At 65.5% G+C, this 21250-nt stretch carries 16 protein-coding genes and 2 pseudogenes; 5 read left to right on the top strand and 13 right to left on the bottom strand.

The genetic code is table 11. The annotated features are described in order from the left end of the window. Positions 1–49: 49 nt before the first annotated feature. From ACEN2S_RS18755 to ACEN2S_RS18720, 8 genes are all read right to left on the bottom strand, one after another. Positions 50–1219 (bottom strand): RsmB/NOP family class I SAM-dependent RNA methyltransferase, encoded by a 1170-nt coding sequence (locus ACEN2S_RS18755; RefSeq protein ID WP_441869033.1) that lies wholly within the window; start codon positions 1217–1219, stop codon positions 50–52. A 197-nt stretch (positions 1220–1416) separates the two neighbouring features. Continuing rightward, the gene (locus tag ACEN2S_RS18750; protein ID WP_441869030.1) at positions 1417–2649 is read right to left on the bottom strand and encodes a glycerate kinase type-2 family protein; all 1233 of its coding nucleotides are present in this window, start codon (positions 2647–2649) and stop codon (positions 1417–1419) included. Continuing rightward, positions 2649–3512, bottom strand: a complete 864-nt coding sequence (locus ACEN2S_RS18745; protein WP_441869027.1) for an NAD(P)-dependent oxidoreductase — start codon at positions 3510–3512, stop codon at positions 2649–2651. The genes ACEN2S_RS18750 and ACEN2S_RS18745 overlap by 1 nt, the downstream gene beginning before the upstream one ends. Before the next feature lie 273 nt (positions 3513–3785). Continuing rightward, positions 3786–5684 carry a Hint domain-containing protein gene (locus tag ACEN2S_RS18740; protein WP_441869024.1) on the bottom strand — a complete coding sequence of 633 codons (1899 nt, stop codon included), beginning with the start codon at positions 5682–5684 and terminating at the stop codon, positions 3786–3788. Between the two features lie 188 nt (positions 5685–5872). Then, positions 5873–6703 carry a Hint domain-containing protein gene (locus ACEN2S_RS18735; RefSeq protein WP_441869021.1) on the bottom strand — a complete coding sequence of 277 codons (831 nt, stop codon included), beginning with the start codon at positions 6701–6703 and terminating at the stop codon, positions 5873–5875. Between the two features lie 296 nt (positions 6704–6999). Next, the gene (locus tag ACEN2S_RS18730) at positions 7000–9699 is read right to left on the bottom strand and encodes a Hint domain-containing protein (RefSeq protein WP_441869018.1); all 2700 of its coding nucleotides are present in this window, start codon (positions 9697–9699) and stop codon (positions 7000–7002) included. An 821-nt stretch (positions 9700–10520) separates the two neighbouring features. Continuing rightward, entirely contained in the window at positions 10521–11933 is a 1413-nt protein-coding gene (locus ACEN2S_RS18725) for an MATE family efflux transporter (protein WP_441869015.1), read from the bottom strand. Between the two features lie 367 nt (positions 11934–12300). Continuing rightward, complete coding sequence (locus ACEN2S_RS18720; protein ID WP_441869012.1) at positions 12301–13434, bottom strand: Hint domain-containing protein; 1134 nt, start codon at positions 13432–13434, stop codon at positions 12301–12303. 189 nt (positions 13435–13623) lie between these two features. Between ACEN2S_RS18720 and ACEN2S_RS18715 the strand changes: the two genes are divergently transcribed. From ACEN2S_RS18715 to ACEN2S_RS18705, 3 genes are read left to right on the top strand one after another with little or no spacing between them, the layout of a single operon-like run. Further along, positions 13624–14634, top strand: coding sequence for an ABC transporter substrate-binding protein (locus ACEN2S_RS18715; RefSeq protein WP_441869009.1), 1011 nt, complete (start codon positions 13624–13626; stop codon positions 14632–14634). An 8-nt stretch (positions 14635–14642) separates the two neighbouring features. Further along, positions 14643–15674, top strand: a complete 1032-nt coding sequence (locus ACEN2S_RS18710) for a FecCD family ABC transporter permease (protein ID WP_441869006.1) — start codon at positions 14643–14645, stop codon at positions 15672–15674. Continuing rightward, positions 15671–16435 (top strand): ABC transporter ATP-binding protein, encoded by a 765-nt coding sequence (locus ACEN2S_RS18705; RefSeq protein ID WP_441869003.1) that lies wholly within the window; start codon positions 15671–15673, stop codon positions 16433–16435. The genes ACEN2S_RS18710 and ACEN2S_RS18705 overlap by 4 nt, the downstream gene beginning before the upstream one ends. 207 nt (positions 16436–16642) lie before the next feature. Here ACEN2S_RS18705 and ACEN2S_RS18700 read toward each other — a convergent pair whose 3' ends face one another. Genes ACEN2S_RS18700 through ACEN2S_RS18690 form a run of 3 tightly spaced genes read right to left on the bottom strand, consistent with a single transcriptional unit; the run spans position 16643 to position 18056 of the window. Next, positions 16643–17098 carry a GNAT family N-acetyltransferase gene (locus ACEN2S_RS18700; RefSeq protein WP_441869000.1) on the bottom strand — a complete coding sequence of 152 codons (456 nt, stop codon included), beginning with the start codon at positions 17096–17098 and terminating at the stop codon, positions 16643–16645. Continuing rightward, complete coding sequence (locus ACEN2S_RS18695) at positions 17085–17681, bottom strand: EamA family transporter (RefSeq protein WP_441868997.1); 597 nt, start codon at positions 17679–17681, stop codon at positions 17085–17087. The genes ACEN2S_RS18700 and ACEN2S_RS18695 overlap by 14 nt, the downstream gene beginning before the upstream one ends. A 21-nt stretch (positions 17682–17702) precedes the next feature. Further along, positions 17703–18056, bottom strand: a complete 354-nt coding sequence (locus ACEN2S_RS18690) for an EamA family transporter (protein WP_441868994.1) — start codon at positions 18054–18056, stop codon at positions 17703–17705. 265 nt (positions 18057–18321) lie between these two features. Between ACEN2S_RS18690 and ACEN2S_RS18685 the strand changes: the two genes are divergently transcribed. Continuing rightward, complete coding sequence (locus ACEN2S_RS18685) at positions 18322–19632, top strand: aminotransferase-like domain-containing protein (RefSeq protein WP_441868991.1); 1311 nt, start codon at positions 18322–18324, stop codon at positions 19630–19632. Between the two features lie 335 nt (positions 19633–19967). On the opposite strand, the gene ACEN2S_RS18680 is transcribed toward ACEN2S_RS18685, so the two are convergent. Then, entirely contained in the window at positions 19968–20435 is a 468-nt protein-coding gene (locus ACEN2S_RS18680; protein ID WP_441868988.1) for a hypothetical protein, read from the bottom strand. Between the two features lie 113 nt (positions 20436–20548). Beyond that, a pseudogene (locus ACEN2S_RS18675) lies at positions 20549–20734 on the bottom strand (transposase); the annotation flags it as partial. A gap of 49 nt (positions 20735–20783) precedes the next feature. On the opposite strand from ACEN2S_RS18675, the pseudogene ACEN2S_RS18670 reads away from it, so the two are divergent. Then, positions 20784–21178, top strand: a pseudogene (locus ACEN2S_RS18670) (transposase); the annotation flags it as partial. Positions 21179–21250 lie beyond the last annotated feature (72 nt).

Below are 21250 nucleotides of genomic sequence, written 5' to 3'. Positions count from 1 at the left end.
AGAGCCTCTTAACGATAGTTGATGGACCGCTAAAAACCCCAAGAAAATTTTAACCATGCTGCAAAATGGCGCCAAAGAACCCGTCGCCCCCTTGCAATGGCGTCAGCGCGCGGCGGCTGACCTCGGTCCAGCCGGGGTGGCGCGCGAGGAAAGCGTCAACCTGATCGCCATTCTCGGCGCCGATCAGCGAGCAGGTCATATAGGCCAGATGACCGCCGCGTTTGACGCGTTTCGCCGCCAGATCCAGCACCTCGGTTTGAATCGCCTGCAGCTCGGCCAGCCGGTCCGGCGTCAGCCGCCATTTCGCCTCCGGCGTGCGCCGCCAGGTGCCCGAGCCGCTGCAGGGCGCATCGACCAGCACCAGATCGCAGGGCTGCACGCCTTCGCGCGCCAAAGCCTCCGGCGTCAGGATCTCGATCTTCGTTCCCGCCCGCGCCGCGCGCACCGGCAGATCGCGCATCCGTGCGGGGTCAATGTCATGCGCGATCACCTCAACCTTGCAGCGCGCCGCCACCGCCAGCGCCTTGCCACCGCCGCCCGCGCAATAGTCGAGCACCCGCATGCCCGGGGCCAGCGGCAGGTCCTCGACCATGGCCTGGCTGGCGGCATCCTGCAGCTCGACCAGACCATGCTGATAGGAATTCGTCTGCGCGATCTTGCGGGCGTTCAGCGTCACCTCCAGCGCGGTGCTGGCCAAGGAATGCGGGAAGACCTCGATCTGCTCGGCGGTCAGCGCGGCAATGATCTCGGGCGCGCTGGCCTTGGTCAGGTTCATCCGCAAGAACACCGGCGCCCGGGCACGTTGCGCCTGCATCACCGCCGCAAAATCATCGCCGAGATCCGCGCGCAGGATCGGCTCCAGCCAATCGGGCAGATCCAGCGCCTCATTGCCCTCGGGCGCGCGACCCGCCGCCAGTTCCGCCTCCGAGAGTGCCTCGGGGGCGTAGCGCAGGCCGGTGAAATATTCCGCCGGATCAATGCCCTGCGCCCGGCAATGGCCCAATATCAACCCCCGCGCCGTCAGCGCGCCCCCCAGCGCCGCATAAGAACGCTGGCAGCGCAGCACCGCATAGACCAGATCACGGATCGCCGCGCGGTCGCCCGAGCCCGCGAAACGGTTGCCGCGCGCCCATTGGGTCAGCGCCGCCTCCGCCGGTTGCCCCGCGAGCCAGAGGCCCAAAATCTCGATCGCGGCCGCAGCGCGGGCGGGAGGGGTCATGAGCGCACCTCGGGTTTTGCATGAGCAATGAACGACAACATGTTCTCAGACCTATCTTATTTCATTTTCACCTGCCAATTCTCGCTGGCAGTCCCGCCTCTTTACCCCGCTTCGGGCATCGGGAAAAGCCATCCGCCCGCGAAAGCCAACCGCCCGTCCGCGCCGGGCAGGGGGCACCCCGCCCGGCAGAGCGCAGATCACCCGGGCCAGAGGATCTGCAGATCGGCGACATTGGTCCCCGTGGCGCCAATGACGATCAGATCGCCCGAGGCCGCCAGCGCGGGATTGCTGTCATTCTCGGCCAGGGCCGCGACCGGGTCCACCCCCGCGGCCCGCATCCGCGCCAGCGTGCCGGAATCCACCAGCGCGCCCGCCGCCTCCGTCGGGCCGTCGCGCCCGTCGGTGCCCGCCGAGAGGAACACCCAGCCCTCCGGCACCCCCGCCGCTTCGGCCAAGAGCGCCAGCCGCAGGGCCAGCTCCTGATTGCGGCCGCCAAGGCCCTTGCCCTGCAGCTGCACCGTGGTTTCCCCGCCATAGGCGCGCACCACCGGCCCCGCTTCGAGATCGCCCAGCAGACGCAGCGCCGCCGCCCCCACATCGCCCACCAGCGGCAGGGGTTCCGCCATGGCGGGCGGCAGCGCCTCGACCATCGCCGCGAGGGATTGGCTGTTCGAGCCGATCAACTGGTTCTGCACCGGCGGCAGCGGCGGCGGCGTCACGTTCCGCTCCAGATGTTTGACGACCGAGGTGGGCAGATGCGCCCAGAGACCCAGATCCTGCAAGAGATCGCGCGCCGCCGCCGCATCGCCCAGAGGGGCCACGGTGGGGCCCGAGCCGATGGCGCTCAGATCATCGCCGATCACATCCGACAGGATCAGCGCCCGGATCTGGGCCGGGGCCGCCGCCCGCGCCAGCCCGCCACCCTTCAGCCGCGACAGGTTCTGGCGCACGAGGTTCATCTGATTGATCTCCGCCCCCGAGGCCAAGAGCGCGCGGGTGACCGCGATCTTGTCCGCGAGCGTGACGCCCTCGACCGGGGCGGGCAACAGCGCCGAGGCCCCACCCGAGATCAGCACAAGGAGCTGATCCGCCGCCGTCAGCGAGACGGCCAGCGCCAGCACCGCTTCGGCCGCCGCCGCCCCCTCTGGGCCCGGCACCGGATGCGAGCCATAGAGGACCCGCGCGCCAGGGACTTCGGTCCGGTTCTCGGGATGGGTTACCACCAGCACCTCGGCCCCCGGCCAGGCCAGCCGCGCCGCCAGCGCCATCGCCGGTGCCGCCTTGCCCAGCGCCAGGATCACCCGGCGGCCATTGCCAATCGCCATCGGCTCGGCCGCCAGCGCCCGGGTGACGGCTGCCCCCGGATCGGCGGCCGCCACCCCCGCCAAAAACGCCTCCAAAGCCGCCGCGCGGCAGGCCGGAATGCCCATCACTTCAACCGCGTCAGCAGCGAGGAAGTGTCCCAGCGCCCGCCGCCCGCCTTTTGCACATCGCCGTAGAACTGATCGACCAGCGCGGTCACCGGCAGGCTCGCGCCGTTGCGCTGCGCCTCGGACAGAACAATCCCCAGATCCTTGCGCATCCAGTCCACGGCAAAACCGAAATCGAATTTCCCGGCATTCATCGTCTTGCCGCGGTTTTCCATCTGCCAGCTGCCCGCCGCACCCTTGGAGATCACCTCCAGCAGCGCCTCGACATCAAGGCCCGCCTTTTGCGCGAAATGCACCCCCTCCGAGAGGCCTTGGACCAGACCCGCGATGCAGATCTGATTGACCATCTTGACCAGCTGCCCCGAGCCCACCGGCCCCAGCAGACGGCAGGCGCGGGCATAGGCCATGATCACCGGTTCCGCCGTCGCATAGACCGCCGCATCGCCACCGCACATCACCGTAAGCACGCCGTTCTCGGCCCCCGCCTGCCCGCCCGAGACCGGGGCATCGATGAAGGTCAGGCCCAGATCCTCGGCCACCGCCGCCAATTCGCGCGCCACTTCGGCGGAAGCGGTGGTGTGATCGACAAAGAGGCTGCCCGGCTCCATCCCGGCAAAGGCACCGCTTTCGCCCAGAACCACCGAGCGGAGATCATTGTCATTGCCGACGCAGCAAAAGACGATCTCGGCGCCCTGTGCCGCGGCCCGCGGGGTCGAGGCCGCCCGGCCCCCATGCTGTGCCACCCAGGCCTCGGCCTTGGCGGCGGTGCGGTTGTAAACGGTGACTTCATGCCCCTTGGCGGCAAGATGGCCCGCCATCGGATAGCCCATCACCCCAAGACCCAGAAATGCTACCTTTGCCATGCCAATTCCCCTGTTCAAACGCGTTGCGCCTAGAGACCGCGTGCGGGGGGGAAAGGTCAAGACCAACCGGCATCAAAAAGCCGCAGGGGGCGTGCATTGCCGGGGACAGCGACGGCCGCGCCCGGCAGCGGCCTCGGCGGCACCGACGGTGACGGCAATGACGCTAAGGGCAATCTTGAAGATGCAATCTCGGTGCGGGCAATCTCGGCGGCGGCAACAGCAGCCGGGGTCACGACGGCGGGAGCAACAACGGGAGCAACAGCGGCACAGGGATCAGGCCGCCATCAGCACCGCAACCTCGTGACGCTTGAGGCTAAGGCGGGCGGCATCATAGCGTTGACGCCCCGCCAGAACCTCGGCCAGGCGCGGGAAGAGCGTGAGCAACTCCGCCCGCTGCGCGCTGTCCATGCCGCTCAGAACCAACTCACCGGGGTGAAAGCTCTCGGTCCAGGCGCCTTCGGCCAGAATGATCTCATGCTGATCAAAGAGCACATGCAGATAGCTGACCTGCTGCACCCTATGCCGTGTCACGCCCGGCTGGCCGATCAGATGCACCGCCGCGGCCAGAACCTCCGGCTCGCCGAACAGCAATTCAGACCGCCGCCGCGTCACCAACATCCGGTGCTGCGGCGAGACGATCAGATCGCGCGTTGGCAACCCGCGCCCCATCGCGCCCGCGGCAATCCGCACCGGCAACAGCTCGGGTGCCGCCGCGAGGTCCGCCGCCGTGAGATCGCGCTGCCCGACCCAGCGCACCGGCTGATAGCCATTGTCACGCGTCAGCACCCGCTGACCGATCTGCAGCTCCTCCACCGGGGTCGGGCCGTCGATGGTCTCGATCAGCGCCCCGGGCGTGAAACAGGGCACGACATTCACCCGCTCGATATTGGTGAAATAGGTGATGTCACCATTGGCCCAGCGGATATAGCCGTTCTCGGGGTCTCCGGCGGTGCTGACAACCTTGGCCCGGCCGATGATGTTGAGCACATCGACATCGGTATCGCCCGCATCCTCGGCCCCGACGATCGTATCACCGCCGCTTTCCCCCTCGCGCAGGGTGATCGTGTCCGACCCGGCACCGCCCTCGATCAGGTCCGCGCCCGCGCCGCCATCGATATAGTCATTGCCCGATCCGCCATAGATCGTGTCATTGCCCTCGCCGCCATAGAGGCTGTCATCACCGCCCGCGCCGTCGATGTAATCATCGCCCGCGCCGCCGTAGAAGATGTTTGTGTAGGTGTCCGAAGCCGAGGTGGAGGAGCCGTCAAAGCCGATCAGCGTGTCGTTATAGGCCGAGCCATAGACCCCATCGACGCCGGTCAGCGTGTCGCCCGCCGCATCGCCCCCCGACCCGGCGCCCGTGTTCAGATTGACATTCACCCCGGCGCCCGAGGCAGAATAATCGGCAAAATCCATGCCGGTGCCGCCGTTCAGGTAGTCGGCCCCCGCACCGCCGATCAGCGTGTCATTGCCCACGCCACCGTTCAGCGTGTCATTCCCCGCCCCGCCGTTCAGCAGATCATTGCCGTCATCGCCGCTCAGGCTGTCGGCGCCGTCGCCCCCGTCGAGCGTGTCATCGCCCGTCCCGCCGGAGAGTGTGTCATTGCCCGCGCCGCCGATCAGACTGTCATTGCCGTCATTGCCCTGCAGGTTGTCATTCTCGGTGCCGCCATCCAGCGTGTCATTCCCGGTGCCGCCGATCAGCGTATCCGCCCCGGCACCGCCCGTCAGATAGTCATCCCCGTCATTGCCCGAGAGCGAGTCATTGTCGGCACCGCCATCCAGCGTGTCGTTGCCGGTGCCGCCGTTCAGCGTGTCGGACCCGGCATCGCCCATCAACAGGTCATTGCCGTCATCGCCGTTCAGCAGATCGGTGCCATCGCCCCCCGAGAGCGTGTCATCATCCGCCCCGCCCGAGAGCGTGTCATTGCCGGTGCCGCCGATCAGGCTGTCGTTGCCCGCATTGCCCTGAAGGTTGTCATTGTCCGCGCCGCCATCCAGCGTGTCATTGCCATCGCCGCCGAGCAGACTGTCGCGCCCGGCATTGCCCTCGATGTAATCGTCGCCGCCAAAGCCGTAGATCGTGTCATTGCCGCCATTGCCATAGGCGGTGTCGGCGCCGTTGGTGCCGTAGATGACGTTGCTGGAATTGTTACCATTGTAGGTGGCCAAGTCGAATCTCCTCGGGGCGGGGCATGTCCCACCGTCTGAGATGCCCGGCAATCGGGGCAGATTCATGGCTGGTTAATGACAGGTTAAAGTCGCGCCGAGGGGTCATCCTGCCGGTGACGGCAGCTTTTGTGGCGGGTGCTGCCTGCGCCAGCGCTGCGGGACAGCGCCCCGGCGCGCGCACAGCCGGCTCAGGCGACCGAGGCCTGGCCCAGATCATCGCCGTCTTCACGGCGGTCCTGATCCCATTCGGCGATCGGGTTCATATGCGGCCGCGCGCTGGCATAGGCCGGAGCGGCACATCCCGCCTCATCCGGCATAAATTCAGGATTATGCGCGAGAAAATCGGCCAGGCCCTCTTCGCCCAGTGCCAGCAACCGAAGCGCATCGGGTTGGAAACTCTCGCTCCAGATGCCTTCGCCCAGCAAGAGTTCGTGCCGCGCGAACAACAATTGCACATAGCTGACCTCCGGCACCGCCGCGCGGGTGATGCCGGGCTGGCCCACCATCGCCCGGGCCTCGATCAGCCGCTCGCCGCCTTCGTCATGGCCCGCCTCGGGCGCACGCGTCAGCAGGCGGTGGTTCGGCGAGACCAGCACTTTGCGCAACGGCAGACCGGGCGCAAGTGCCCCGGCCGCAATCTCGATCGGGCGCAATACCGGGTTCATCCCCAGCATCCGCCAATCAAATCTCCGGCGTCCGGACCAGAGCAACGGTTGCAGGCCATTGTCGCGGGTGACCAACTGGTCGCCGGGCTGCAGATCTTCCACCGCGATCATCCCGCGCTGGCTGGCCAGGGTGGTGCCGGGCGTGAAACAGGGAATCGCGGCCATCAGCAGCGCGCAATCGCCCTGCCAGAGCGCGGCCCCGCCCTCGGCTTCCGAATGGACCTGCAGCGGGCCAGCGTCCAGGTCGCCGATCAGCCGGGTGACCGGCGCCGGACTGGCGTCAAACACCCCGCCCAAACGGTCACGGGCCTCCTGCAACCCCGCCGTCTGCATCCGCATGTCCCCCAGCGTCATCGGCCACGTCCTTGTTCTGTCACACCTGCCTGCCCGATTTGGTCCAGCGCTTTGTTCCGGTATCTTGCCCCAACCGGACCTCCGCCCGGGGCAGTGGGAAATCCCTGCCTCCAAGCTTTACCGGAGCACCCTTAGTGATTGGTAAACATGAGCAAAACGAAGAACCGCCACCCCCGTTTCCGGGTGCGGCGGCTTATTTTTCAGGCCTTTTGTCATGTCCCCTAGCCATACACCCCGGGGCAGACCCCGAAATCCGGCCAGCTCCCCCCGTGCAGAACGGCGCGGGGCCGCAGGGCTCAGCCGATCTTCAGCAAGGCCGCTTCATGCAGCTTCAGCGTGCGGCGGGCCGCGCTGTAGCCATCAATGCCTTCGCGGGTTTTCAGCTCGGGGAAGAGCTCGAAAATCTCGCTGCGCTGGGCATTGCCCATGCCGCCGAGCGTCATGTCGCCGGGCTGGAAGCTTTCGGTCCAGGCGCCGTTGCCCAACACAACCTCGTGGTTGTCGAACATCATGTGCACATAGCTGGTGCCCAGGGTTTCGACGGCGCGCACGCCCTTGTGGTCCACCAGATGCTTGGCCGCCGCCAGAACCTCATGCTCTTCGAAATAGAGCGAAGTGCGGTCATTGGCGACCAGCATGCGGTGGTTCGGCGAGACCATCATGTCGCGCTCGGGCAGACCATTGCCCAGCGCACCCGCGCGGATCAGGATCGGCTTGAGATGCGGCGCCAGTTCCAGCTCTGCCCGGGTCAGATCCCGGCGGCCCAGCCAGCGGATTTCCTGAATGCCGTTGTCGCGGGTGATCACCCGGTCGCCGACGCGAAGCTCTTCCACCAGCTTTTCGCCCTTCGGCGTCGCGATCAGCGTGCCCGGGGTAAAGCAGGGCACGATGTTCTCGATATTGGTGAAGGTCAGCGTGTTGGTGATGTTGTGATCCGCGTCATAGAAGTTGACCACACCATTTTCCGGGTTGTTCGCATCATAAACGATGCGCAGCGGCCCGGCACCGGTCAGATCCAGCGTGTCGTAATCGTCGCCGCCTTCGCTGCCGTCGATGACATCACCCGCCCCCGCCGATTGCGACCCGACGATGAACAGATCGCGGTCATCGCCGCCGACCAGGCTGTCCACGCCGTCGCCGCCAATGATCGTGTCATTGCCCGCATCGCCGTAGATCGTGTCATTGTCGATGCCGCCGTCAATGTAATCATTGCCCGCGCCGCCGTGGATCAGGTCGTTGTCGTCCTGACCATAGATGTGGTCATTGCCAGCCCCGCCGTTGATCGTGTCACGGCCGTTGTTCGGCACCAGATCGGTGGCATCCGGCACGTTCAGCGCATCCGGATAGCCCGGTGCCAGACCGCCATAGATGGTGTCGTCGCCGTCGCCGCCGTCGATGCTGTCCGAGCCTTCGCCGCCGACGATGTAATCATTGCCCGCGCCGCCAAAGACGGTATCGGCGTCCACGCCCGCATCAATGCTGTCATTGCCGTCGCCGCCGTCGATGTAATCGCGGTCGTCACCGGTGATGATCGTGTCATTGCCCGCGCCACCATAGACGGTGTCCATGTCGTCGGTGGTGTTGGTGTCGCCGGGGAACAGACCCGGATAGCCAAGGTCCGGCCGCTCCAGCGTCGAGGAGGTGTTGATGTAATCGTTGCCGCTGCCGCCATCGACGGAATCCCGGCCGTTGCCGCCCAGAATGCTGTCGTCGCCGCCGCCGCCCAGGATGACGTCATTGCCGTCACCACCGATCAGCGTGTCATTGCCAGCCCCTGCCTCGGGTGCGGTCGAGGTATAATCGTAATGCGCATTGTCGAAGGTGGCGCCGGAAGTGCCCAGATCCACCCGGACCTCAACATCGTTGAAGTCGCGGTCGCCGAGGCCCTTGATGTCTTCAAAGCCAATGTCAACGGCACCGGAAGCGGTGGTGCCGAGACCGGCCGTATGCGCCAGGCCGTCGCCATTCAAGCCAACGTTCGAACCATAGCCCGAGCTGTAATAGGTTTTGCCCTCTGGGGTGATGATCCCCACGCCCACCGTCGCGCCGGGCGCGGCGTTGTAGGTATAGGTGTTGCCTTCGCTGCACGAGGCATCGTTGGTCAGGATCTGCACATTGGTGATCGCGCCGGTGTCCGGATCGATCGTGTAGGCGAAAAGCTTGTTGTGATAGCTCGCGTCCGACCCGGCCAGCACGGTGATCTTCACGGGCGAGCCCGCCACGTCACCGTCGCCGATCAGCGTGTCATTGCCCGCGCCGCCATCAATGTAATCATTGCCCGCGCCGCCGATCAGGCTGTCGTTGCCGGTGCCGCCAATGATCGTGTCATCGCCCGCGCCGCCATCGATCGTGTCATTGTCGGCACCACCGTCAAGGTAGTCATTGCCGCCAGCGCCCGACATCAGATCGTTGCCGCCATTGCCATAGAAAACATTGGTGAAAGTGTCGCTGGGGGCGGTCGAGGACTGGTCGAAACCGGTCATCGTGTCGTTATAGGCCGAGCCGAAGATGCCATCGGTGCCGGTATAGGTGTCACCCGCCGCATCGCCGCCCGAGCCGACGCCCGTCGCGAGGTTGACGTTCACGCCAGCGCCCGAGTCGCGGTAATCGACATAGTCCATACCGGTGCCGCCGTCGAAGCTGTCAGCGCCCGAGCCGCCATGCATCGTGTCATCGCCGCTGCCGCCGAATAATTTGTCATTGCCGCTGCCGCCATCGAGGGAATCATTGCCGGACTCGCCATAGAGCACGTCATTGCCGGATTCGCCGTGGACTTCGTCATTGCCCGCGCCGGCATAGACGGTGTCATTGCCATATCCGGCATAAACGATGTCATCATTCGGCGCTTCACCAGCCAGGATCGCATCACTGTGGTCGATCCGGTCCCCGTCGGGGTCCTTGGTGTAATAGTAATTGATCAGATCGCTGCCCGACGTGCCCTCGACAATCCCGTCCAGTTTATCATCCGAGCAGTCATTATATGACGTCGTCATCATTACACCTCTTTAATCCGCAGCAGCGCACCGTGCCACACGTTGATAATCAGCGCGTAGAAACGGCGCCTCGACCCATTCATCCCGGTCACAAGACCGGACAAAATCGCGAGAGGGCACCAAGGCCGGATCAGAGATGTCAGCCGCCATCGGGCGCCGAAAGGCACCAAAAGACTTATGCAAATGTATCGTATTGAGAGGACAAGCAGTTTGCCCTCGAAACAACGGCAGCAGCAGACATTACACAACCCGGCGCCGAAAGGCGCCACACTCACAACCGGCCACCCCCATGGCCGTACTTTTGCCCCCCAGTCGGGCCGTTAAAGATGTACCCTGTGACGCGGTGCGGAAAAAGCAAAAAATGTCGTTAACAGGGCAGATTAACGACGATAGTCGCCACCGCCTTAAGCGTATGTTCATAAATTTGGCATCTTTTGGACGGCTACTGTTTCCGCAGCTGCATCTTTCAGGACGCGGGAAAACCGGCTGAACCCGCGCCCCGGCCGCGCAAAAGTATGGCCGATGCCCTCGAATGCTTCAACAATTCCCAGCAAATGCTGCACTTGCAAAAGGCGGCGGCGGCAATGCGCCCGGGCTGCCCAGCAGATCGCCCTGCCCGGTCCCGGTGTCAAATTGGAAACAATCAGGGGCGGCGCCTGCCTTGATTTCACCGCAAGGCGCCGCCAAAGCCGCGTCGGGGCTCTGTCCCTGAATTGACGCTAAAATCCGCAATTCCACGACTTTGTGCGAAATTGTGAACAATCAAAATCGAATCAATTCGGGCAGCTTCCGGTTGCCGCCGCCAAACGGCCACCGGGTGTCTGTCACCCCGCTGCCGCCAGGCCGAACCCCGCCTGCCCCCGCCGCCCTGCCCGGATCCGCAGGATCAGGCGCGCCGCGATGATCACCATGACAGCATCGGCCAGCGGAAACGCACTCCAGAGACCAGCGCCCCCGCGAAACCCGGCGCAGAGCACGATCAGCAGCGGCGACAGCACGAAGGGCTTGGTCAGCGTGAGCAGCGCCGCGCGTCCCGGCTGCCCGATCGCCTGAAAGTAGAGGGCGAGCACCAGCACCGGCCCGGTGAAGAGATAGAGCAACAGCATATGCCGCAGGATCAGGGCGACCTGCGCCGCGACCGCCGGATCGGCAACAAAACCGGGGCCGACGCGGGCAGCGGCCCCGGCAAGCAGCCCCTCACAGGCGAGGCAATAGAGAAAGCTTGCCACAAGCGCCCAGCGCAGCGCCGCATCTGAGCGCGGATACAAACGCCCGCCAAGGTTGTGCCCGGCGATGCTCTGGGTGGCGAGCGCGATGGCCATGATCGGCATGAAGGTCAGGCCGAGAATGCGCGTGACGATGCCGTAAGCCGCGATGGCGTCGGCGTATCCGGCGGGAAGCGTTCGTTTCAAGGTGACAATCACCATGGCCGAGACCAGCGCCATGCCGATGAAGCTCAGGCAGAGCGGCAGCCCCAGCAGGATCATCGGACGCCAGCCGTCGCGCCAAAGCTTACCCCCGCGGCGCGGCCAGTGGCGGGGGGCCAGCACCGAGAGGGCCAAAAGCCGCCTGTCGCGCAGCCGCAGCCCGATCAGCAGCCCAAGGCCCAGAGCCTGCGCCAGCAGCGTGCCCAGCGCCGATCCCGCCACCCCCAGATCCAGCGCGACAATCAGCAGGTAATTCAGCCCCAGATTGGCCAAGGTCACCCCGGCCGACATCAGGGCCATCAACCCTGCCCGCCCTTCGGTGCGCAGGGCATCCGCCTGCACCCCCAGCCAGAATTGCAGCGGCGTGCCGATCACCAGGATCAGCATGTATTGATGCGCCATCCGCGCGGTTTCCCCGTCATCCGCGGTGATCAGCCGCAGGATTCCGGCTCCCCCGGCCCCAAAAGCCAGGAAGAGACAAAGGGAAAGGCACAAGGCCAGCCCATGCGCGCGGGCGAACACAACGCCCGCGGCCCGGCGCTCCCCCGCCCCCAGATGCCGCGCCAACAGGCTCGCCATGCCGCCGCTGACCAGTGTTGAGAGCGCCAGGGTGAGCATCACCAGCGGAAAGCAGATGCTCACGGCCGCCAGCGCTTGCGGGCCGACAAAATGCCCCAGAAACGCGGCATCGGCCAGATTGAGCAGCCCGCCCATCGACATCAGCACGATCATGGGCAGGGCATTGGACAGGAACAACCGCCCGATGGGGGCGGTCAGAAAACGGTTATCAGATGCGGTTCCGGACGACATCGCTCATTCCTCAAAGAGGCATTTCGATCGGGATGGGGACCTGCATTGCCCAGCTGCGAAATGCGCTTTGGGAAAGAGAAGAACGTCGTGTCGGGCTTCACCGTGATTTTCATCCGCAGGCGGCAGGTGCACGAAACCTTGACGCCGGGATAGCGGGCGATGGGGCGCCCTGTCAATGCCGCACGCCCGCCCTGACGGAGGATGCGGCGCAGCGGTACCGGAGCGTTACCCGTGCGGTGCGGCGCGCGTGGGCCAAAGCCGGCTGCGCTGCCTCCAACAGGTCAGGCGCTAAACAACGGGTCCCCAACAGGTGTGGCCACCAACAGGTCTGGCCCTCACCAAATCAGGCCCGCAACGGGCCAGGCCCTCAACAGGCCAGCGGCTCGGGGCGCGCAGCATCCCCACCGGGGACCTGCCGCCACCGCGGCAGATCCTCCGCGACCGGTCTGATCCAGGCCTCAGCGCCCTGCCCCCGGAGCAGCGATGCCGTCTCGCGCCGGTTCAGGCAGCGGCGCGCCATCGGGCCATAGGCCGCGGGCAGCGCCGCCCCCGCAAGGCCGCCGCGGGCCAGCAAATCATCGCGCACCGCCTCACTCAGCGCGGCCAGCGCCTCGGGTCCGGGATAGAGGCTCTCCGCCCAGAGCCCCTCGGCGCAGACCAACGCATGGCGCGGCAGCAGGAAATGCACATAGGTCAGCAACCGTCCCGTGGTCAGCCGCGCGATCCGGCCGTCTCGGGCCTGGCCCAGATGTTTGATGGCAGCAAGATAGCCGCTGTCCCTGCCCTGCGCCGCTGCCGGAGCCAGAAACAGCCGGTGCTGCGCCGACAGCATCAGCGTGCCATGCGCCCCGAAGGCGCCTGCCCGCACCATCCAGGGCGCATGCCGTCCCCGGGCGAAGACTTGCCGCCGCCCGGTCCAGAGGATCTCCTGCACCCCATCATCCCGCGTCACGACCCTGTCACCCACCGCAAGCGCATCGGCGCGCAGCCATCCGCGCTCGGTCGCGATCCGGGTTTGCGCCGCAAAGCAGACAAAGGGATTGTCCACATTCGCGGTATACACCCCATCATATTCCACACCATTCCAGGTGCCGAGCGTCACCTGCTCCACATTCATGTGATGCGTCCCGGGCGGGATCGAACTGTCCATCAGACGCGCCCCCCAGGAACCGTCCTCAAACAGTGTCACTTCAATATTGAGGTTGGTGTAGGTGACACCGCCGATCACCATGGTCGAGCCGGTATACAGCGCGATTTCCTGCGGATGCAGCGTCAGTGTCGGGCCCAGGATATATTCGGCGTAATCGGCAGGCTGCACATCATCCGTGTCATGGTCATAGATGATGCCATCGCCATTGCTGTCGCGCATCACAAACTCGACATAGCCTGCCGGATTGACGGCAAGGCCGTTCCCGCTGGCGTCGAGATTGTCCTGATCAGAGATGGAAAACCCGGGCCATGGGCTGGGTGAATACCATCCCCAGGTGGTGGTGTCTGTCATCGCGCGGGCCCCTTCCTCGGGGCGCAGCATAGCCGTCAGCCCTTACCGTGCGGTAAACCACGCCCCCCGCACAGTCACTACCCGCGCCACGGCCAGCCTCGCGGCATTTTCCGACAAAAACACTCTTGATCTTTCCGCTGCCGCCGCCTACCAGCAACCGACTTTTTTTGTCGGAAATGGATGGATCACATGCGCACCACTGGCCTTGCGGCGCTGAGCGGCCTCACCGCGGCACTTTTTTGCACCGCCGCGCAGGCGGAGCGGACGAGCTACCCCCTCACCATCGAGAATTGCGGTGAACAGGTCACCTTCACCAAGGCGCCCGAGCGGACGGTCGCGCTGGGGCAAAACAGCGCTGAGATCCTGTTCCTTCTGGGGCTTGAGGACCGGATGGCCGCCACTGCTTTCTGGCCGAACAAGGTTCTGCCGGAGCTGGAGGCCGCCAACAGCAAGGTGGAGGTGCTGACCGTCGAATTCCCGACGCTGGAAGCGGTGCTGTCGAAACAGCCCGATTTCGTGCCCGCGATGTTGCTCACCCTGATGGGGCCCGACAGCAAGGTCGCCAAGCGTGCGGATTTCGAAAAGCTCGGCATCCCCACCTATCTCTCGCCCAGTGCCTGCTCCACCGCGCAGACGGGCAAGGATGCCTATGGCAGCCGCGGCAGCCTCTGGACCATGGATCTGCTCTACCAAGAGATCGAAGATATGGCGCGCATCTATGACGTGGCGGACCGGGGCGACGCGCTGATCGCGGATTTCAAGGCGCGCGAAGCCAAGCTCCGCGCCGAATTCGCCCAGAATGACAAGCTGAGCTTCCTGTTCTGGTTCTCCAGCCCCTCGCCGGCGGATGATGCCTATCTGGGCGGCGGCAATGGCCCCTCGGGCTATATCGCCGACATCCTTGGCGGCACCAACGCCGTGAAAACCGAGGCCGAATGGCCAACGCTCGGCTGGGAGGGCATCATGGCCGCCAACCCGACCGTCTTTGTGGCGGCACAGGTCGACCGCAACCGCTGGGATCTGGACACGGCGGCGGCCAAGATCGCCTTTCTGACCTCGGACCCGACGGTCAGCCAGATGGAGGCGGTGAAATCCGGCCGGATCGTCGAGATGAGCGGGGCCGCGATGAACCCGAGCATCCGCACCCTTTACGGCGCCGAGGAAGTGGCGGCACAGCTCAGGACGCTTGAGCTGCCGTGATCGCGCCGATGGATGACACACGCGACCAGACACGCAGGCTGGTTCTTGTTCTCGTGCTGGCACTGGTCATTCTGGTGATGGCGGTCGCATCGGCGACCGCCATTGGCGATTACACCATCGGGCTGCGCACGGTATTTCTGGCGGTCAGCAACAGTCTGGGCCTGACCCACGCCGACATTCCGCCGATCCAGCAAAGCGTGGTCTGGGACCTGCGGCTGAGCCGCGCCCTGGTCGCGGCCCTTGCCGGGGCCGGGCTGGCGCTCTGCGGCGCGATCCTGCAGGCCCTGTTGCGCAACGCACTGGCCGAACCCTTTGTGCTCGGCGTTTCGGCGGGGGCCTCGACGGGGGCGGTCTGCGTGATTGTGCTGGGCATCGGCGCTGGCGGGCTCTCGCTCTCGATGGGGGCTTTTGCCGGGGCCTTTGCCGCTTTCGCGCTGGTGGCCCTCCTGTCGAATGGCGCCACGAGCGGGCCGAACCACACCATTCTGGCCGGGGTGGCCGCCTCGCAGCTTTTCAACGCGCTGACCTCTTATATCGTTACCACCTCGGGCAATGCACAGCAGGCGCGCGATGTGATGTTCTGGCTGCTCGGCAGCTTCGGCGGCGTGCGCTGGCCCGATGCGCAACTGCTGTTTTTCGTGGTGGTGCTGGGGTTTGCGGTCTGTCTCTGGATGGCCCGCTCGCTCGATGCCTTCACCTTCGGCGATGAAGATGCGGCGGCGCTGGGCGTGCCGGTGGGCCGGATCCGGCTGATCCTGTTCGGTGTGACCGCGATGGTGACGGCGACCATTGTCAGCATGGTGGGGGCGATCGGCTTTGTCGGCCTGGTGGTACCCCATGCGGCGCGCGCCATCGTCGGGCCGATGCATCTGCGGCTGCTGCCCGCCTGCGCGGCGGCGGGCGCGGTCTTCATGGTGCTGGCCGACATCGCCTCACGCGTGATCGTGACGCAGCAGACCATCCCGATCGGTGTGGTCACCGCGCTGGTCGGCGTGCCCTTCTTTGCCATCATCCTCTACCGTTCGAGGCCGCAGATATGAGTGTCATCGCCCGTAATCTGGTCTGGGGCGTCCGCCGCCGGACCATCGTTTCGGATGTCTCGCTGGCGGTGGAACCGGGGGAAACGCTGGGCCTGATCGGGCCGAACGGCTCGGGGAAATCCTCACTCCTGCGGCTGCTGGCGGGGCTGCGGACACCGCAATCCGGGCAGGTCGAGATCAACGGTCAGAACATTGCACATGTACCGCGCCGGGTGCTGGCGCGGCAGGTGGCCTTTGTGCAGCAAAGCGCCGCGACCGACACCAATGTCTCGGTGCGCGATGTGGTGCGGCTGGGGCGGACCCCGCACCGCTCGGCGCTGGCGGGCTGGTCGGCGCAGGATGAGGCCGCGGTGGCCGACGCTTTGGCGCGGGTGGACATGACCAGCCGCCGGACCCAGCCCTGGCAGACCCTGTCTGGGGGCGAGCGGCAGCGGGTTCACATTGCCCGCGCGCTGGCGCAGGCCCCCCGCGTGATGTTTCTGGATGAGCCGACGAACCATCTCGACATCCACCACCAGATCGAGATCCTGCGGATGGTCCGCGACCTTGAGCAGACCAGCATCGTCGCCCTGCACGACCTTAATCTGGCCGCGATGTTCTGCGACCGGATCGTGGTGCTGCAAGACGGCGCCGTGGTGGCCTTTGGCCCGCCCGAGACCGTGCTGACCGAGAGGCTTTTGCGCGATGTCTTCCGGGTTGAGGCCGAGATCAGCGCCTCGGCCGTGCCGGGACAACCGCATATCCGCTTCAAGGTCGCGTAGCGCCGCCGCCCGTCCCCACCCACCAGCCATAGGGGCCGGACGACAGATAGCGGCAACGATATGGCCGCCTGAGGCACCGGTGCGCGGACCCTCGCCGCCTGTCGGGCGGGACTGGCCAGCGCGAAACATACCAAAGGCCAGAGTTTCAGGGACGACCCTGCTCTGCCGCGCCGCATCAGCCCTTCGGGCGCAAGGCCGCCGGTCGATCTAGCCTTCGATCTTCATCGGCAAGATCAGTCCCCACGGGGTTTCCTGCGCGGGACCAAAGACTTCAAAGCCGATTTTCCGGTAGACGGCAATCGCGCGTGCGTTCTCAGGATGCGGATCGGTCGCAACGACGGGCGCACCGGCCGCGAACAGATCTCGCACCCTTTGCCGGATGAAGGCCGTGCCGTGGCCGAGGCCGATCATCTCAGCCGCGCCGATATATTGGTCGATCCCCCGTGACCCCGCCGGAAGAGGGGCGAAATGATGCGTCTCCCAACCATGGACCGTGTAATCCTGCATGAAGGCAAAGGGTTTGCCCGCCGTCTCGACGATCCATCTGGCAACGCGTGGGTCAGCGCGGTTCTCTGCACCATCGGGCTGATCTTCGCCCCACCAGGCACGGACATGCGGCTGTGCCCGCCACCCCGACAGCAGGGCCAGATCACCCGTAGTCACTTTGCGAAAGAGATACTGTCCGGTCGCTGTCATCCGCCGAGATTAGCAGGATTTTCCCGGGCGGCGAAGGGTTCAAAGCGGACGTGCGGCGGCGCGGCCCGCCCATCTTGCGGCCCAGCTGTCTTGCTTCCATGCTCCGCGCGTAAAATTCTTCGCTCTGACTGCAAGAGACCTGTTCTGCCCCTGCCAAAGCCTGCGGCCGCGGATCTCTCGATGAGGCCGCGTGACTGTGCCCCCGTGACTGTTGCCCCCTTCGGGTGCGGGGCAAGAGGGTATTGCGCCGCCGCGCGGGGAGTTCTCCGCCTGAGGCGAACCTTTTCGCCCCCGCGACACAAAGGACCACAAATACCGTCACCGCGATCATGGACCAGGCCACGGGCTCGCCCAGCAGCAGTGCCGCCAGCGCCAGCCCGAAGAAGGGCTGCAGCAGTTGCAACTGGCCCACCCCCGCGATCCCGCCACGCGCCAGACCGCGATACCAGAAGACAAACCCCACCAGCATGCTGAACACCGAGACATAGCCAAGGCTCAGCCATTGCGACGGCGTGATCTCCGCGAAACCCGCAGGCCAGGTTGCCAGCATCAGCGCGGCCATCATCGGCAGTCACAGCACCAGCGCCCACGAGATCACCTGCCAGCCCCCGAGCCGGCGCGACAATACCGCGCCCTCGGCAAAGCCCGCGACCGCCAGACTGCCCGCGCCGGAAAACAGCCAAAAGACCGGACCGGGCCGCTCGCCGCCGCGCAGCACGGCGAAAAGCGCCGTGGCCAGCGGCAAAAGCCCGATGAACACGATGGAATGGGCCGAGGTCATCTGCCGCAGCGCCAGCGCCGTCAGCAGCGGAAAGCCGATCACCACCCCGGCGGCCGTAAAGCCCAGCGATGCCAGATCACGGCGCACCGGCCGCGCCTGCCGCAGCGCGATCAAGAGGTCGAGGCCCAGCAATGCCGGGATCACCGCCCGCGCTGAGGTCAGAAACAGCGGCGAAAATCCCGCACCGCCACCCGCGTCGCAGGCAGCGATCCGCTGAAGATGATGACCCCTAAGAGCCCGCTGCCCCAGCCTGCCCCAAACCGCTTCATTGGCCACCTGATCGCTTTTGCGCCGGGATAATGCCCTGGCGCTGGCGCGGACAGGGACGGACCGATACGATTGCGCCAAACTGTACGGCTCCAGTCAGGGATACAATTCACTGCAATGACCCGATCCCCCCGCACGAACGATGTCATGGAGGCGATCCGACGCAAGCTCGCCGCGCGCGCTGGTGCCGGGAGAGCGCCTGCCCTCGATCCGGCGCTTTGCCGGGATGATGGGGGTGTCGCCCTCGACGGTGGTCGAGGCTTATGACCGGCTGGTCGCCGAAGGTCTGATCCGCTCGCGCGCCGGATCCAGCTTTTATGTCGCGGGCAGCTCGCCGTCGCTGGACCTGCGCGGGCCCGGACCCGCGCCTGCACGCGACATGGATCCTTTCTGGGTGTCGCGCCAGTCGCTGGATGCAGAGCCTGACGTGCTGAAACCCGACTGTGGCTGGCTGCCCCCGGACTGGATGCCGCAGGCGGAGATGCGGCGGGCCTTGCGGCAACTGGCGCGGGGACCGGATGCCGATCTGACCGACTACGGCAGCAGCCTCGGGTCGCAGAACCTGCGCCGGATTCTGGCGCGGCAATTTGCAGATGAGGGGCTGGCGATCCGCCCCGAGACGATCCTGCTGACCAGTTCAGGCTCGCAAGCCCTTGATCTGATTTGTCGCTATCTGCTGCGGCCGGGCGATACGGTGCTGGTGGACGACCCCTGTTTCTTCAATTTCCAGGCGCTGCTCCGGGTGTACAAGGAAAGGATCGTGTCGGTTCCCTTCACGCCCTCCGGGCCGGATCTGCCCGCCTTCACGGCGGCGCTGGCCGATCACGCCCCACGCCTCTACATCACCAATTCCGCACTGCGCAACCCGACCGGCGGCACGATCAGCCCGAAAACCGCGCACCGGCTGCTGACACGCGCCGCTTCGCATGACCTGAACATTGTCGAGGATGACACTTTCGCGGTGCTCGAACCCGATCTGTCGCCACGGCTGGCCACCCTGGACGGGCTGGAGCGGGTTATCCGCATCGGCAGCTTTTCCAAGACGCTCTCGGCCGCGCTCCGGTGCGGCTATATCGCGGGACCGCCCGATATGATCGCGGCGCTGACCGATCTGCAGGTGGCAACGCATTTCGGGGGGCCCGGTCCGGTGGCGGCGGCGATCGTCCATGCAACGCTGATCGACGGCAGCTATCGCAAACATGTCGGGGGTGTGCGGCGCAGGCTGGCGCGCGCGCAAGGACTGTGCCGCCCGGCTGGCGCACCTGGGCATCGAACCCTGGCTGATGCCGCGCGGCGGGTTCTAACTGTGGTGCAGGCTGCCCGATGGCCGGGATGCGGCAGCGAGCGCGCAGGCGGCGATGCGTCAGAACGTGGTGCTGGCGCCGGGCAATATCTTCAGCCCGGCGCAGGCGGCGGCGGAGTTCATGCGGTTCAACGTCAGCCAAATGAATGAGCGCTTCTGGGAGGTGCTGGCGCAGGTGATGGCGGGCCCTGCGGAGCGGTCGGACTGAAAGGCGCCGGTACGCCTTTTCGGGTCAAACCCGGCCCTGGCGTATCTGTCGGCTGCTGTTCGCAACTGAGACTTTGGCACGACTTCGGAAATCACGCATAGGTATCCGGCCTGTTGATCGGCGCGCGGGCCGTGGCCTTGATGGGGTTACGCACGCGCCTTGGTCTCATTGGCGGCAAGGTCCTTGCTGACCCTGAGGACCGTCAGACTCTGGGGGCGTATGTTCTCCTTTCCATGCTGACCTCCATGTCGCCCCCCCCTGTTGACCGTGGAAAGCGTCAGATGGTGTCCACGGCCATGTCTCTTCGAGCGCTGAATCGGATCCCGTTGCGCAGAACGCTCCCTGCGTTTCGGGCGAGCTTGTTGGCCAGCGCAACGGTTGCCAAGATGATGCTGGTTCCATGCAATGCCGATGTGCCCGTCTCACTGGGGTGCTTCGTGTTGCGGGCAGCAATCCTGACCACGGCCTCATCGGAACCGCGTCCCGGGGGGACCGCGAAAGCCTGCGTTTCGGCAGGAAACAGTTGGGAACGCGAGTCGTCAGGCCGAATGGGGCCTGCGATGCCGGACCGGAAGGCGGTGTCCTCACCCCCCGTTCGGTGAAGGATCACCCCGACGCGTCTGGCCAGGGCAACCATGGCGCGCGTTGCGACACGGCGGCGCGCAACCCCGTGCTGCCCCTGTTCGCGGATCACGCCAATGGCGGTGTTTGCCAGCGACACATTCAATCCGGTAAACAGTCTCATCCCGCAGTCCTCCCTAGGGATCCGATACGGGAATGACGCCAAATTACCCTCCATTTTGCAACGGTAACGAACGGATCGCGACGCAGGCCCCGTTGCGGCATCTCGTTCTCGCGTCATGGCCAGAAGATGACGGTTGCGGCGAGGGTGATGGCTGAAAGGAAGACCTTTGGGGACCTATCGTATCGGGTGGCGACCCTGCGCCAGTCTTTTAAGCGACCGAATATAATCTCGATCCTGTAACGGCGCTTGTCGTGCCTGATTGGCTTGCCGCGTGACTTCCGACCTGGGATGCATGGCTTTGTTTCAACGCTACCCTGAACCAGTCTGGCCCACGCGAAAGGTCCAAAGATGAAGGGCAGCAGGTTTACCGAAGACCAGATCATCTGCATTTTAAAGCAGCATGAGGCAAGCGTTTGCGTCGCCGATCTGTGCCGCAAGCACGGCGTCAGCGATGCGACCGTCTACACGTGGAACGCCAAGTTTGGCGGGATGGATGTCAGCGATGCCAAACGCCTGATGGGGCTCGAAGACGAAAATGCCCGTCTGAAACGGCTGCTGGCGGATGCGATGGTCGACAATGCCGGGTTGAAGGATCTCTTGGGAAAAAAGTGGGGACGCCCGTCGCGACGCGGCAAGCGGTCGCGCATCTGGCGGCAAATCTCGGGATGAGCGAACGGCGGGCGTGCCGGGTGATCGGCTGTTGCCGGATGACCATGCGCTATGAGGTGGTTCGACAGGATGAGCTGCTGCCGGTTTCGTGGACAGCAGGTTAAGCTAGCATAGCGCGGGCCTCGAACTCCATCGGGCTGAGGTAG

The sequence above is a fragment of the Phaeovulum sp. W22_SRMD_FR3 genome (assembly GCF_052113705.1).
Classification (GTDB): Bacteria; Pseudomonadota; Alphaproteobacteria; order Rhodobacterales; family Rhodobacteraceae; genus JBGQOG01.
Note: the sequence above shows the minus strand (reverse complement) of the source record. Positions and strands in the feature narration are given on the sequence as shown.

Bases quoted from the DNA above. Each gene is read 5' to 3' on its own strand.
- ACEN2S_RS18755 (WP_441869033.1), bottom strand. From the start codon at position 1,219: ATGACCCCTCCCGCCCGCGCTGCGGCCGCGATCGAGATTTTGGGCCTC.
- ACEN2S_RS18750 (WP_441869030.1), bottom strand. From the start codon at position 2,649: ATGGGCATTCCGGCCTGCCGCGCGGCGGCTTTGGAGGCGTTTTTGGCG.
- ACEN2S_RS18745 (WP_441869027.1), bottom strand. From the start codon at position 3,512: ATGGCAAAGGTAGCATTTCTGGGTCTTGGGGTGATGGGCTATCCGATG.
- ACEN2S_RS18735 (WP_441869021.1), bottom strand. From the start codon at position 6,703: ATGACGCTGGGGGACATGCGGATGCAGACGGCGGGGTTGCAGGAGGCC.
- ACEN2S_RS18730 (WP_441869018.1), bottom strand. From the start codon at position 9,699: ATGATGACGACGTCATATAATGACTGCTCGGATGATAAACTGGACGGG.
- ACEN2S_RS18725 (WP_441869015.1), bottom strand. From the start codon at position 11,933: ATGTCGTCCGGAACCGCATCTGATAACCGTTTTCTGACCGCCCCCATC.
- ACEN2S_RS18720 (WP_441869012.1), bottom strand. From the start codon at position 13,434: ATGACAGACACCACCACCTGGGGATGGTATTCACCCAGCCCATGGCCC.
- ACEN2S_RS18715 (WP_441869009.1), top strand. From the start codon at position 13,624: ATGCGCACCACTGGCCTTGCGGCGCTGAGCGGCCTCACCGCGGCACTT.
- ACEN2S_RS18710 (WP_441869006.1), top strand. From the start codon at position 14,643: ATGGATGACACACGCGACCAGACACGCAGGCTGGTTCTTGTTCTCGTG.
- ACEN2S_RS18705 (WP_441869003.1), top strand. From the start codon at position 15,671: ATGAGTGTCATCGCCCGTAATCTGGTCTGGGGCGTCCGCCGCCGGACC.
- ACEN2S_RS18695 (WP_441868997.1), bottom strand. From the start codon at position 17,681: ATGCTGGCAACCTGGCCTGCGGGTTTCGCGGAGATCACGCCGTCGCAA.
- ACEN2S_RS18685 (WP_441868991.1), top strand. From the start codon at position 18,322: ATGTCATGGAGGCGATCCGACGCAAGCTCGCCGCGCGCGCTGGTGCCG.
- ACEN2S_RS18680 (WP_441868988.1), bottom strand. From the start codon at position 20,435: ATGAGACTGTTTACCGGATTGAATGTGTCGCTGGCAAACACCGCCATT.